The organism is Tardiphaga sp. GW822-FHT04G09, assembly GCF_058800725.1.
The window spans coordinates 57797-71664 of sequence record NZ_JBXAMO010000001.1; the positions used below are offsets into that span (position 1 = coordinate 57797).

At 63.8% G+C, this 13868-nt stretch carries 8 protein-coding genes; all 8 read left to right on the forward strand.

Features of this window, described 5'->3' with window-relative positions:
* Positions 1-19 precede the first annotated feature (19 nt).
* The 8 genes from AC1RLZ_RS00250 (at position 20) to AC1RLZ_RS00285 (ending at position 13779) form a co-directional block, all read left to right on the forward strand.
* Positions 20-1105, forward strand: coding sequence for a malate/lactate/ureidoglycolate dehydrogenase (locus AC1RLZ_RS00250; protein WP_493187006.1), 1086 nt, complete (start codon positions 20-22; stop codon positions 1103-1105).
* 64 nt (positions 1106-1169) lie between these two features.
* A complete protein-coding gene (locus AC1RLZ_RS00255) occupies positions 1170-1946 on the forward strand; it encodes an HpcH/HpaI aldolase family protein (protein ID WP_493187007.1) in 777 nt (258 codons plus the stop codon).
* A 212-nt stretch (positions 1947-2158) separates the two neighbouring features.
* Positions 2159-3157, forward strand: coding sequence for a Bug family tripartite tricarboxylate transporter substrate binding protein (locus AC1RLZ_RS00260; protein ID WP_493187008.1), 999 nt, complete (start codon positions 2159-2161; stop codon positions 3155-3157).
* Between the two features lie 1099 nt (positions 3158-4256).
* On the forward strand, positions 4257-5780 hold the full coding sequence (locus tag AC1RLZ_RS00265; protein ID WP_493187009.1) for a UxaA family hydrolase: 1524 nt from the start codon (positions 4257-4259) through the stop codon (positions 5778-5780).
* Positions 5781-5882: 102 nt separating this feature from the next.
* Positions 5883-9170, forward strand: a complete 3288-nt coding sequence (locus AC1RLZ_RS00270) for a transglutaminase family protein (protein ID WP_493187010.1) — start codon at positions 5883-5885, stop codon at positions 9168-9170.
* A gap of 30 nt (positions 9171-9200) precedes the next feature.
* A complete protein-coding gene (locus tag AC1RLZ_RS00275) occupies positions 9201-11708 on the forward strand; it encodes a circularly permuted type 2 ATP-grasp protein (RefSeq protein WP_493187011.1) in 2508 nt (835 codons plus the stop codon).
* Entirely contained in the window at positions 11705-12583 is an 879-nt protein-coding gene (locus tag AC1RLZ_RS00280) for a transglutaminase family protein (RefSeq protein ID WP_493187012.1), read from the forward strand. The genes AC1RLZ_RS00275 and AC1RLZ_RS00280 overlap by 4 nt, the downstream gene beginning before the upstream one ends.
* On the forward strand, positions 12580-13779 hold the full coding sequence (locus AC1RLZ_RS00285; protein ID WP_493187013.1) for a BaiN/RdsA family NAD(P)/FAD-dependent oxidoreductase: 1200 nt from the start codon (positions 12580-12582) through the stop codon (positions 13777-13779). Before AC1RLZ_RS00280 ends, AC1RLZ_RS00285 begins: the two co-directional genes overlap by 4 nt.
* Positions 13780-13868 lie beyond the last annotated feature (89 nt).

A 13868-nucleotide genomic window follows, 5' to 3' on the forward strand; every position in this document is an offset into this window, starting at 1 on the left:
CAAGGACGAATGTCCCGCCATGGTTACAGTTCAAGTCAACAAGCTCATCGATTTCGTCGCCGACGTTTTCACCCATGCGGACTCTTCCCCGGAAGAGGCGAAGCGCATCGCGACCTATCTCACCACCGCGAACCTCACCGGTCATGACAGTCACGGCGTCATCCGCGTGCCGGTCTATATCCGCTGGCGCAATAACGGGATGATCACCCCGAACCAGACCATCGAGATCCCCGTCGATACGCCGTCGCTCGCCGTCGTTGATGGCCGCTTCGGCTATGGCCAGACGGTCGGACCGCTGGCGGTGAAGCTTGGCATCGAAAAGTGCAAGGCCGCGGGTCTCTCCGCCATCGCCACCAAGAACTCCGGTCACATCGGCCGCATCGGCGACTGGGCCGAGATGGCCGCGGCCGAAGGCCTGGTCTCTATTCACTTCGTCACCGCTGCCGGTTCGGTGCTGGTCGCGCCCTATGGCGGCGTCGAGCGTCGTCTCTCCACCGCGCCTTATTGCGTCGGCATTCCGCGTCCCGGACAGATGCCGGTGGTGCTCGACTTCGCGACCTCGGTGGTCGCCGAAGGCAAGGTGCTGGTGGCCTCGCGCGGCGGCAAGAAGCTGCCGAAGGGCGCGCTGATTGCGCCCGACGGCACGCTGAGCGAAGACCCGGCGCTGCTCTACGGCCCGCATGAGATGCAGGGTCCGCGCGATCACTCCAAGGGCACCGGCGCGATCCGCGCCTTCGGCGATCACAAGGGCTCGGGCCTCGCACTGATCTGCGAACTGCTCGGCGGCGCGCTCACCGGCAACGGTGCCACCAAGTATGACCGTCCATTCGCCAATGGCATGTTCTCGATCTATATCGATCCGAAGAAGATCGACCCTGCGAATTTCTTCGACGGCGAAGTCGCGCGCTATGTCGACTTCTTCAAGAGCGCCAAGCCGGCCGCCGGCGTCGATGCCGTTCTGATCCCCGGCGACAACGAGGCGAAGACCCGCGCCGAGCGCACCGCAAATGGCGTGCCGTTGCCGGACGAAACCTGGGCTGCCATCGTGCAGACCGCGCGCGACGTCGGGGTCAGCGAAGAGGCCGTGAAGAAGGCGACCTCGTAGTTTTTCGAACTCAACTCTGCTGCACTCAAGTCACCACTACCAACCAAAAGAAGGACCATCGACGATGGCAAACAAGGTCAAGGAAATCTGGAAGGCGGGCAAAGTCGCCGTCAACGGCTGGCTGGCGATCCCGTCGGGCTTCTCCGCCGAGGTGATGGCGCAGTGCGGTTTCGACAGCGTTACCGTGGATATCCAGCACGGCGTGCAGGACTACATGTCGATGGTGGAATGTTTCCAGGCGATGGGCGCGCATCCGGTGACGCCGATGGTCCGCGTGCCATGGAACGAGCCCGGCATCATCGGCAAGGTGCTCGACGGCGGCGCCTATGGCGTGATCTGCCCGATGGTCAACACCAGGGAAGAAGCCGAGAACTTCGTGCAGTACTGCAAGTATCCGCCGCGCGGCACCCGCAGCAACGGCCCGATCCGTTCCGGCATGTATGGCGGCGCCGGCGACTATCAGAAGACGGCAAATGCAGACATCATCTGCCTGCCGATGCTGGAAACCAAGACCGCGGTCGACAACATGGAAGCCATTCTCGATGTCGAGGGCATCGACGGCGTCTATGTCGGTCCCTCCGATCTCGGTTTCTCCTACGGCCTGGTGCCGAAGCTTGACCGCGAAGAGCCTGAGATCCTGAAGATCTACGACAAGCTGATCAAGGAATGCGACAAGCGCGGCCTCAATCCCGGCATTCACTGCTCGGGCCCCGAGGGTGCTGCGAAAAACATCGGCATGGGCTTCAAGCTGGTGACGCTGCTCAACGACAGCGGCATCTTGGCAACAGGTGCGAAGTCGTGGGTCAACGACACCCGTAAGGGCTCCGGCGGCAAGGCGTAAGCAGCCACAATCTCGTCGTTCCGGGCGCGCGCAATGTGCGCGAACCCGGAATGACGGTGAGTGTGTATGGCGTTCGCCTCACGGAGTAATGACGCGCGCGACACCTTCACGCATACCACTTCCTCCCGTTGCCGCTTTGCTTTCCCGCACCGAAGCAGGCCATACTCGATGCACCTGTCCGCAGAGACAGGATCAACATCGGGAGGATGATCGTGCGAAACAACTTGCCTCTGCTCAATCGACGCCAATTCGTCACCGTGGGCGCAGGCGCTGCTGCATTGTTGAGTGCGCCGTCACTCGTCCGCGCCAATAGCTGGCCAACCAAGCCCATCAAGATTCTTGCCGGCTCCGCAGCCGGCGGCCAGACCGATCAATTCGCGCGCGTCTATGGCGAATATCTGTCGCGCGAACTCGGGCAGACGGTGGTGGTGGAGAACAAGGCCGGTGCCGGCGGCGCCGTGGCAGCAATGGAGCTGAAGCGCTCCGATCCCGACGGCCACACGCTGATGATCTGCAACACCACCGCCTATATGCTCAATCCCGTCCTCATCAAGGACGTCAAATACGATGTCATCAAGGATTTCGCCTGGGTCGCGGTGATGCCGGGCGGCAGTCTGCCATTCATGGTGAGCGAGAAGGTCGGCGCGAAGACGCTGAAGGACTTCATCGACTATGCGCGCAAGACCGAGAAGGTGAATGTCGGCACATATGCGTCCGGTTCCTTCGCGCATATGGTCATCGTCGAGCTCAACAAGCAGTACGGCCTGAAGATGGAGGCGGTGCATTATCGTGGCGAGGCGCCGATGTGGCAGGATCTCGCCGGCGGATCTATCGATGCGGGCATCGGCAGCTATGCAGCGGCGCTGCCGGTGCTGCAGACCGGAAAGGCCCGTGCCGTTGCGGTGTCGCGCCGCCGCATCGACGCGCTTCCTGACGTCGCAACGTTTCGCGAGCAGGGCGCGACGTCGCGCGCGCATGGGCTGCTGACCTTTCAGGGATGCGTGGTGCCGGCGAAGACGTCTCCCGAGATCGTATCAAAACTGTCTGCGTTGTTCGTCGCGGCGGGAAAGAGCGATCGCGTTCGTGAACTCCTCAAGAGCCAGGGTATCAATGAAGGTCCGATGACGCTGGAGGCGAGCCAGGCGCTCTACAAGGAAGAAGCGCCGATCTGGGCCGAGCTTGCCGCGGGTCTGGGACCGCAGCCGCAATAGTTGGGTCTGGAGGTACTCTGGCAGTCCGGTCTGCCACACACTGTCATTCCGGGGCGCACGAAGCGGTGCAGCCGCGTAGGGCGAACCCGGAATCTCGAAGTGTTCGGCGCGATCGGAGACTCCCATGCTGGGATTCCGGGTTCACGCGCGCGAAGACGCGCCCGCGCCCCGGAATGACGAGTGTGGGGCGGCAAGACAGTACCCAAACATTTTTTCCTATCCGTATTGACAATATCCTCATCTTGATTATTTTCCCTGTCGTCCTGCCCCACCGAGAGGGGCGATCGCGATCGTCACGATTGCGGGGCGGGATGCGGTGGACGCCGGAGATGCGGCGTCACGGGAGATGTGGGTAACGGCTGTCTGCGGGCAGGCCGCATCGTCTGTGGTCAGGATACCACTGGGACAGGCGGGACGGTTTGCTGGCGGATGGAACGGGCCCGCAGATCAAGTGACGGACGACCAGATTCGAAACGCGTCCGGCCCAAGAGCTGCGCTCCCCCGGCCCTGTCGCGCAGGGTCAAACAAGGGTGACCTTGATCGGTTGCTTGGGCAAGCATTCAGCAAGCCGACAAAACACCGCAGGCGGAACGTCGGGCAATCGCCCGTGCTTTCCGAAAGTCCTGATGCGCCAACTTGCGGAAGACCGCATCGGCATCAGGCCCAGGGGTGCATCGGGCACCCGGCGTTCCGCACGCCCTCTCGCAAGGGGGCGGGAATGCAAAGGACGACGGCGCCCCCGCGCCGCCAACAATAGGGGCGATGACGCATGTCTGAAGGGGCGTGGCTGTTTGACAGTTGAATCGGATGAGGCCGTAGGATGGGGTGAGCGTCTTCGCGAAACCCATCATTCGCGCGCACAGAAGCGATGGGTTTCGCTTCGCTCTACCCATCCTACGCCTGTGCACTAGATGTCCCGCGTAGCGCGAACCGTAGGATGGGGTGAGCGCAGGCGCGCTTGCGCCGGAGCGAAACCCATCACCTGCAGACAAAGAAACGATGGATTTCGCTGCGCTCACGCCATCCTACGACTACCCCTCATGGCTTCTTATCGCTAGAGTCATTCCAAACAACAGAACACACGCGCGAGGAAATTCCGATGGCTCCATCTCCCGTCATTCGTCTGCATGACAACGACGCCGTATTGATCGCGCGCACCACGTTGCTGCCCGGTATCGAGGTGACGAAAGGCGTGGTGACCAGCGAGCGCATTCCCGCCGGCCACAAGGTCGCCATCCGCCCCATCGCGACCGGCGAAGAGATCCGCCGCTACGGCCAGATCATCGGCTTCGCGACGCAGCCGATTGCGCCGGGCCAGCACGTCCATACGCAGAACATGGGCATGGGTGATTTCGACCGCGACTACGCCTATGGCGTGGACGTCAAGCCGACGCCGAATTTCGATCTGCCCGCCACCTTCATGGGCCTCAGGCGCAGCGACGGCCGCGTCGCGACGCGCAACTATATCGGCATCCTCACCTCGGTGAATTGCAGCGCCCATGTGGCCAGCATGGTTGCCGATGTGTTCAAGAAGAATCCCTTCACCGGGCACAACCCGCTCGCCGACTATCCCAATGTCGACGGCGTCGTTGCGCTCACCCACAAGACCGGCTGCGGCATGACGCAGGACGAACCGCTCACATTGTTGAGGCGCACGCTCGGCGGCTACGCGCGCCACGTGAACTTCTCCCATGTGGTGGTGCTCGGCCTTGGCTGCGAGATCAACCAGATCGGCGGCTTGATGCAGGAGCAGAAGCTCGCCGGGCGCCTGCGCGAAATGCAGATCCAGGAGATCGGCGGCACCCGCAAGACCACGGAAGCCGGCGTCGCCTTCGTCAATGAAGTGCTGGCCGATGCCAATAAAGTGACGCGCGAGGAAGTCTCCGCCAGCGAATTGACGGTCGCGCTGCAATGCGGCGGCTCCGATGGCTATTCGGGCATCTCGGCCAATCCGGCGCTCGGTGCGGCGAGCGATCTGCTGGTGCGCCATGGCGGCACCGTCGTGCTGTCGGAAACGCCGGAGACCTATGGCGCCGAACATCTGCTCACGCGCCGCGCGGTGTCGCGCGAGGTCGGCGAGAAATTGGTCGGGCTGATGCGCTGGTGGGATGCCTATTGCGCACGCGAGGGCGCCGAGATGAACGCCAATCCGAGCCCCGGCAACAAGGCCGGCGGCCTCACGACTATTCTCGAAAAATCTTTGGGTGCCATGGCCAAGGCCGGCTCGACCAATCTCGTCGACGTGCTGAACTATGCCGAGACGATCACCAAGAAGGGTTTTGTGTTCATGGACACGCCCGGCTACGACCCCGTCGCTGCGACAGGGCAGGTCGCCGGCGGCGCCAATCTCGTCTGCTTCACCACCGGCCGCGGCAGCGTGTTCGGCTGCAAGCCCGCGCCGTCCATCAAGCTCGCCACCAACACGCCAATGTTCAAGCGCATGGAAGACGACATGGACATCAATTGCGGAACCATTCTCGACGGCGACGAGACGGTGCAGGAATGCGGCCAGCGCATCTTCGAGCTGATGCTCAAGACCGCCTCCGGCGCGCCGACCAAGAGCGAAAGCTTCGACTTCGGCAGCGCGGAATTCGCGCCCTGGGTGCTCGGCGCGACGATGTGAGGAAGCTACGCCCTCACAACGTGCACATCGTGCCCGTTGTTAGAGCTTGATCCCTGGCACCTCCGGTGTTCTGCTTAAAAAAGCTGCTGGAGTTGCGCCACTGTGTCGATCTTCGTCGCACTGAACCACGTCACCCATTACAAATATGATCGGCCGATCGCGCTGGGGCCGCAGACCATCCGGCTGCGACCGGCGCCGCATGCGCGCACGCCGATCCTGAGCTATTCGCTGAAGGTCACGCCCGCCAACCATTTCGTGAACTGGCAGCAGGATCCGCAGGGCAACTGGCTCGCGCGCTTCGTCTTCCCGGAACCGGCGAATGAGCTGAAGATCGAGGTCGACTTCACCGCCGAGATGACGGTGATCAATCCGTTCGACTTCTTCGTCGAGCCCTATGCCGAGACGTTTCCGTTTGCCTATACGGATGATCTGAAGAGCGAACTCGCACCCTATCTGGCGACGACCGAACCGGGGCCGCGCTTCACGGCCTATATGGCGGAGATCGCGAAGGAAGCGCCGAACACGGTGAACTTCCTGGTCGAGCTCAATGCGCGCCTGCGCGAGAAGGTCAACTACATCATCCGCATGGAGCCCGGCGTGCAGACGCCGGAAGAGACGCTGCTGTCCGGCGCCGGGTCCTGCCGCGATAGCGCGTGGCTGCTGATCGAGACGCTGCGCCATCTCGGTCTCGCCGCGCGTTTCGTCTCCGGCTATCTCATCCAGTTGCGCCCGGACATCGATCCGATCGAAGGGCCGCCCGAAGTCGAGGCCGACTTCACCGACCTGCACGCTTGGGCTGAAGTCTATATCCCTGGCGCGGGCTGGGTCGGCTTCGATGCGACCTCGGGCATGCTCACAGGCGAGGGCCACGTCCCCGTGGCGGCGACGCCGCATTTCCGGTCGGCCGCGCCGATCTCCGGCATGGCGGGCTTCGCCGAAGTCGAGTTCGCGTTCGCGATGGGCGTCAAGCGGATCCGCGAGGCGCCGCGGATCACCAAGCCGTTCTCGGATGAATCCTGGGCCAGACTCGATGCGCTCGGCGAAAAGGTCGATGCCGATCTCAAGGCCCATGACGTGCGGCTCACCATGGGCGGCGAGCCGACCTTCGTCTCCGTCGATGACATGGAATCGCCGGAGTGGAATACGGCAGCCGTTGGCCCGACCAAACGCGGCCTCGGCGACGATCTGATCCGCCGGCTGCGCACGCGTTTCGCGCCCGGTGGCCTGATGCATTACGGGCAGGGCAAATGGTATCCCGGCGAAAGCCTGCCGCGCTGGGCGTTCGGCCTGTACTGGCGCAAGGACGGCGTGCCGATCTGGAAGAACGATGCGCTGATCTCGCGGATCGAAGGCCCGCGCAGCGCCGATATCGGCGGTGCCGAGCGTTTTGCCGAAGGCACGGCGCGGCGGCTTGGCCTGCCCAAGGACTATGTCATTCCGGCCTTCGAGGATCCCGTCTATTGGGAGCAGAAGGAATCGAACCTGCCGAACAATGTCGTGCCCGGCGACTCCAAATTGCCCGATCCGGAGGAACGTGCGCGCATGGCGCGGGTCTTCGAACATGGACTCGACAGGCCGAAGGGGTTCGTGCTGCCGATCCAGCGCTGGAATACGGAGGCGGCCGCCGACAGGCGCTGGCGGTCCGAGCGCTGGAAGCTGCGCCGTGGCAACCTGTTCCTGACACCGGGCGATTCACCGATGGGCCTGCGCCTGCCGCTGTCGTCGCTGCCGCACCTCACCGAAGAGGAATATCCCTTCATCGTCGAGCAGGATCCGCTGGAGCCGCGCGGCGGCATGCCGGTGTTCGACGAAATCGCGTCCGCGGAAAACCAGCCTGCCGCGCAATATGTCCAGGAGCAGCAGATTCGTTCCGGCGGCGTGCGGACCGCGATGTCGATTGAAATTCGCGACGGCATTCTCTGTGCCTTCATGCCGCCGGTGGAGAAGTTTGAAGATTATCTCGAACTGGTGACGGCGCTGGAGGCGACGGCCGAAGAACTGCAGATGCAGGTGCATGTCGAAGGCTATCCGCCGCCGTTCGATCCGCGCGTCGAGGTGATCAAGGTGACGCCCGATCCCGGCGTGCTGGAGATCAACATCCATCCCGCCGCGAGCTGGCGCGAGGCCGTCGACACCACGATATCTCTCTATGAAGAGGCCGCGAAGACGCGGCTCGGCGCCAACAAGTTTCTGCTCGACGGTCGTCACACCGGCACCGGCGGCGGCAATCACGTCGTGGTTGGCGGCAGTTCGCCGGCGGACTCGCCGTTCCTGCGGCGGCCGGATCTCCTGAAGAGTCTCGTGCTCTACTGGCAGCGCCATCCGTCGCTGTCCTATCTGTTCTCCGGCATGTTCATCGGCCCGACCAGCCAGGCGCCGCGCATCGATGAAGCGCGGCATGATGGTCTCTACGAATTGGAGATCGCGCTGGCACAGGTGCCGCCGCCCGGCGTGAAAGCGCCGTTGTGGCTCGTCGATCGGCTGTTCCGGCACATCCTCGTCGATATCACCGGCAATACCCATCGCGCCGAAATCTGCATCGACAAGCTCTATTCGCCGGATGGCACCACGGGGCGCTTGGGCCTCGTCGAATTCCGTGCGCTGGAGATGCCGCCCGATCCGCGGATGTCGCTGGCGCAACAGCTCCTGATCCGCGCGCTGATCGCCAAGATGTGGCGCGCGCCGCAGGACGGCAAGTTCGTGCGCTGGGGCACTACGCTGCATGACCGCTTCATGCTGCCGCACTTTCTCTGGGAGGATTTCCAGGACGTGCTCAATGAGCTCGGCCAGTCCAGTTACGAATTCTCCAAAGAGTGGTTCGAGGCCCAGCTCGAATTCCGCTTTCCCGTGTTCGGCCACGTCACCTATGGCGGCGTGACGCTGGAAGTCCGGCAGGCGCTGGAGCCCTGGCATGTGCTGGGCGAGGAGGGCTCAGCCGGCGGCACCGTGCGCTATGTCGATTCCTCGGTGGAGCGGCTGCAGCTCAAGGCCAACGGCTTCACGCCGGGCCGGCACATGATTACCTGCAACGGCCGGGCGCTGCCGATGACCGATACCGGCCGGACCGGCGAGGTGGTGGCGGGCGTCCGTTTCAAGGCCTGGCAGCCGGCCTCCGGCCTGCACCCGACGATGCCGGTCCATGCGCCGCTGGTGTTCGACATTTATGACAGCTGGAACAGGCGATCGCTTGGCGGTTGCGTCTATCATGTGGCGCATCCCGGCGGGCGTAATTACGACACCAAACCGGTCAATGCCTATGAGGCCGAGGCCCGCCGGCTGGCCCGTTTCGAGGAGATTGGCCATACGCCCGGCGAAATTGCGCCACCACGGGAAGAACGCAGCCTGGAATTCCCATTGACCCTCGACTTGCGGACGCCGCTCCGGCATTGAGAATGCTCAAGTTTGGGCTGGAGAGTCGGAATGACGGGACAGGCCGGTCAGGGGAAGAAGCCTCGTCCGGGACATCGTAAGATCGCGCAATGGACCCGCGACTACGAGCGGCTGCCCGGGATTCCCGACGAATTCATTGCGCAGGACGGCACGCCGCGGGAGGTCTGGACGCGGTTCTTTGAGGCCTTCGGAGCCCTGGCGCCCGTTGAGATCGAGCGCCGCTTCGGATCGGCCGACCGTCATCTTCGCGAAGCCGGCGTCACCTACCGCGCGCCCGGCGAAATCGCCGACCGGATCTGGCCGCTCAGCCATGTGCCGCTCTTGATCGACGAATCCGAATGGCTGCAGATCTCAGCGGCAATGACCCAGCGCGCGGGGTTGCTGGAGAAGATCCTCGGCGATCTCTATGGCGATGCCAGCCTCATCGCGTCCGGCGCGATTCCGGCGGCGGCGATTGCCGGCAGTTCGGAATATCTGCGTGCGATGCGCGGCGTGAAACCGCCCGGCGGCCGCTATCTCAACGTCTATGCCGCCGATCTCGGCCGCGGTCCCGATGGCCGCTGGTGGGTGCTCGGCGATCGCACGCAAGCGCCGTCCGGCATGGGCTATGCGCTGGAAAATCGACTCGTGCTGTCGCGTGCCTTCACCGATCTCTACAAGTCGATGAATGTCGAGCGCGTCGCGCCGTTCTTCGAAGCGTTTCGCGACAGTCTGCGCGCGTCGGCCGACCGCGACGAGCCGCGTGTCGGTCTGCTGTCGCCGGGGCCGTTCAGCGAAACCTATTTCGAACACGCGACATTGGCGCGCTATCTCGGTTTCCTGCTGGTCGAAGGCGATGATCTCGCAGTGTCCGGCGACCGCGTCCACATCCGCACCGTTGCGGGCCTGAAGCGCCTCGACGTGCTGCTGCGCCGCGTGGACGCCAATTCGCTCGACCCGCTGGAGCTCGATGCGTCGTCGCAACTCGGCGTGCCCGGGCTGATCGACGTTGTCAGAAAGAATGGCGTCGTCGTCGCGAATATGCCGGGCTCCGGCGTGATGGAAGCGCGCGCGCTGCTCGGATTTCTCCCAAGCCTGAGCCAGAAGCTGCTCGGCGAGCCTCTCAAGATGCCACATATCGCCACCTGGTGGTGCGGCCAGAAATCGGCGCGCGAGGAAGTGCTGGGGCGGCTCGACGACTTTGCCATCGAAGGCGCCTATGGCGGATCGGTGCCTGGTTTCCCCGGACATACGCCGGTGCTGCCGTCGCAGCTCTCGCCAAGCGAGCGCGAGCGCCTGAAGGCGGCGATCTCCAATCGCGGCGTCGATTATGTCGGGCAGGAGCTGGTGCAGCTGTCGACCACGCCGGTCTGGGACAACGGCCGGCTCGCGCCGCGTCCGTTTGTGCTGCGCGTTTTCGCGGCGGCGACGCCGGACGGCTGGACCATCATGCCCGGTGGCTTCTGCCGGATCGCCGATCAACCGGATGCCCGCGCCGTGTCGATGGGGGCCGGCGCGCGTGCCGCCGACGTCTGGGTGGTGGCGGACAAGGCCGTCGCTGCATCGACGCTGCTGCCGGCCGTCGACAATGTGCGTATCCGCCGTATCGCCGGCTGGGTGCCGAGCCGCGCCGCCGACAACCTGTTCTGGCTCGGGCGCTATCTCGAACGCGCCGAGTCCACGCTGCGTCTGATCCGCGCGCTCAGTGTGCCGCAGCGCGATCCCGGCAAGGGCGGGGCCACCGCGCAGCAATCGATCGAGCGCATCCAGCGCATGCTGATGACCTGGGGAGCGACATCGCTCACCTCGCGCTCGCAACCGGCGAAGATCGCGGCTCAGGCATTGCAGGGCGAGGAGCAGTTCGGCTCAGCGCTATCGCTGGTGCGATCCGCATTGCGGACCGCAACCTCGCTGCGCGAACGACTGTCGCCCGACGCTTGGCAGGTCATCACTGAAATGGCCGAGCGGCTTGCGCATGAAGTCGAAGATGACGATGACGTTGTCAGTGCGGCCGAATTGACCCTGCAGGAGCTGGCGAGCTTCGCCGGGCTCGCGCAGGAAAACATGAACCGTGCCGCCGGCTGGCGTTTCCTTGAAATGGGGCGCCGCGCCGAACGCGCTATCAACACCACGCGCTTCGCACGGCAATTCGCGTCCGACGACGCGACGAGTGACGATCTCGATATCCTGCTGACGCTGGTGGATTGCCAGATCACCTATCGCTCGCGCTATCTGGTCGGCCCGCTACTCGCGCCGGTGCGCGATCTCGTGGTGCTCGATCCCTATAATCCGCGCTCGGTGGCGTTCCAGGTTTCGGCACTGAACGATCACATCGCCAGCCTGCCGGCGCTGAAGGAGAACGGCCTGATGGAACGGCCGCAGCGGCTGGCTGTAGCGCTGCGCTCGTCGCTCGTCACCGGCGAGGCCTCCGAGATCCATACCAAGTCACTGTTTGCGCTGGAGCAGGACCTGCTGACACTGGCGGATTCCATCGGCCTGCATTACTTCCCGCACGGCGCCAGCGCATCGCGCCCCGAAAAGCTGACGGGGCTGGCGTGATCTACGAAATCCGCCACGTCACGACCTATAGTTATGAGAGTCCGGTGAGCTATGCGCGCTGCTCGCTGCGGCTGCAGCCCAATAGCAGCGCCGGGCAGCAACTGGTCTCACACAGCGTCGATATCAAGCCGCTGCCTGCCGCCCGCGCCATGCGGACGGATTTTTTCGGCACGCCGACGGAAAGCGTGCTGATAGAAAGCCCGCATCGGGTGCTGCGGATCGATAGCCGGTCGCGTGTTTATGTCGAACGTTTTGCGCCCGATCGCAGCGATGACAGCCCCGCCTGGGAAAGCGTTCGCGAGGCGTCATTCGATTCCAATGACCTCAGCGGTGCCTCGCCGATCGGCTATGTCTTTGCCAGTCCGCTGGTGCCGATCATCGATGCGGTCACGGATTATGCGGCGGTGAGCTTCACCGAAGGGCGCGGGATTCTCGCCGGCGCCGTCGACCTGATGCACCGCATCCGCACCGAGTTCAAATACGATCCGAAGGCCACGGTGATTTCGACGCCGTTGCAGGAGGTACTGGATAAGCGTCATGGCGTCTGTCAGGATTTCGCGCACATCATGATTGCAGGCATGCGCGGGCTCGGTTTGCCCGCGGCCTATGTCAGCGGCTATCTGCGCACCATTCCGCCGCCGGGCAAGGAGCGGCTGCAGGGCGCGGATGCGACCCATGCCTGGGTCTCGGTCTGGTGCGGCGAGGAGCTCGGCTGGATCGGCTTTGATCCGACCAACGATATCCTGGTCGAGAACGACCATATCGTGCTGGCGACCGGTCGCGATTTCTCCGACGTGTCGCCGGTCGATGGCGTGATCGTCGGTGCCCGCAAGCAGAAGCTCGCCGTTGCCGTCGATGTGTTGCTGCTGGAATGACCATCGTCCGTCGCGCGCATAACACCAGTGACGTCATCATCCTTGGCGCCGGTGCGGCCGGCCTGATGTGCGCCGGCGTCGCCGGCCAACGCGGCCGCTCGGTGATGGTGCTGGAGCAGGCGAGGGCGCCGGGCGAAAAGATCCGCATCTCCGGCGGCGGCCGCTGCAATTTCACCAACCTGCATACGGCGCCGGCGAATTTCCTGTCGCAGAATCCGCAATTCTGCAAATCCGCGCTGAAGGGCTTTACCCAGCAGGATTTTATCGCGCTGGTGGAGAAATACCGCATTGCCTATCACGAGAAGACCCGCGGGCAATTGTTCTGCGATGGCTCTTCCCAGCAGATCATCGACATGCTGCTGGACGAAAGTCGCAGCGGCGATGCGCAGATGCGGCTCGGCGTCGGCATTGTCGGTGTGACGAAGAACGAGAACGGTTTTGTTATCGCTACCGATCAGGGCGAGTACCGTAGCCAGTCGCTGGTCGTTGCCACTGGCGGACCGTCGATCCCGAAAATGGGTGCCAGTGCCTTCGGCTATAAACTGGCGCAGCAATTCGGGCTGAAGATGGTCGCGCCGCGCGCCGCGCTGGTGCCATTGACCTTCGATGTTGCGGCGCTCGCCCAGTTCAAGGACCTCGCTGGCGTTGCCGTCGATGCCGTCGTCAGCGTCGGCAAGGCGAAATTCGACGAGGCACTGCTGTTCACCCATCGCGGTCTCAGCGGCCCGGCGATCCTGCAGATTTCGTCTTACTGGCGCGACGGGCTCGATGTTGTCATCGACATGGCGCCGACGCGCGATGTGCTCGCCACGTTGAAGGACGCGCGCCGCGAACGTCCGCGGCAGGAACTGGCGACCGTGCTCGGCGATCTCCTGCCGAAGCGCCTGGCGCAGATGATTGCCGACAAGATCGCCGGCCCGCCACGGCTGGCGGATTTTTCCGACAAGCTTCTGGCGTCGGTGGCGGCGGCGGTAAAAGAATGGCGCGTGCGGCCGAACGGTACCGAAGGTTATCGCACAGCCGAGGTGACGCTTGGCGGTGTGGACACCACTGAACTGTCATCGAAAACGTTTGCGGCGACATCGGTGCCGGGGCTGTATTTCATCGGCGAAGTGATCGATGTCACCGGCCATCTCGGCGGTTTCAATTTCCAGTGGGCGTGGTCGTCGGGCGTTGCTGCGGGCCGGCACGTTTGAGCATTACGTTGCCCCAGGCAGCGGCGACTAAGTTTTTTGTACCAGGGATTGATCTAGATCATGCTGGCAGTCCTATTGTTGTGCCACGA

Bases quoted from the DNA above. Each gene is read 5' to 3' on its own strand.
- AC1RLZ_RS00255 (WP_493187007.1), top strand. From the start codon at position 1,170: ATGGCAAACAAGGTCAAGGAAATCTGGAAGGCGGGCAAAGTCGCCGTC.
- AC1RLZ_RS00265 (WP_493187009.1), top strand. From the start codon at position 4,257: ATGGCTCCATCTCCCGTCATTCGTCTGCATGACAACGACGCCGTATTG.
- AC1RLZ_RS00285 (WP_493187013.1), top strand. From the start codon at position 12,580: ATGACCATCGTCCGTCGCGCGCATAACACCAGTGACGTCATCATCCTT.
- AC1RLZ_RS00250 (WP_493187006.1), top strand. From the start codon at position 20: ATGGTTACAGTTCAAGTCAACAAGCTCATCGATTTCGTCGCCGACGTT.
- AC1RLZ_RS00275 (WP_493187011.1), top strand. From the start codon at position 9,201: ATGACGGGACAGGCCGGTCAGGGGAAGAAGCCTCGTCCGGGACATCGT.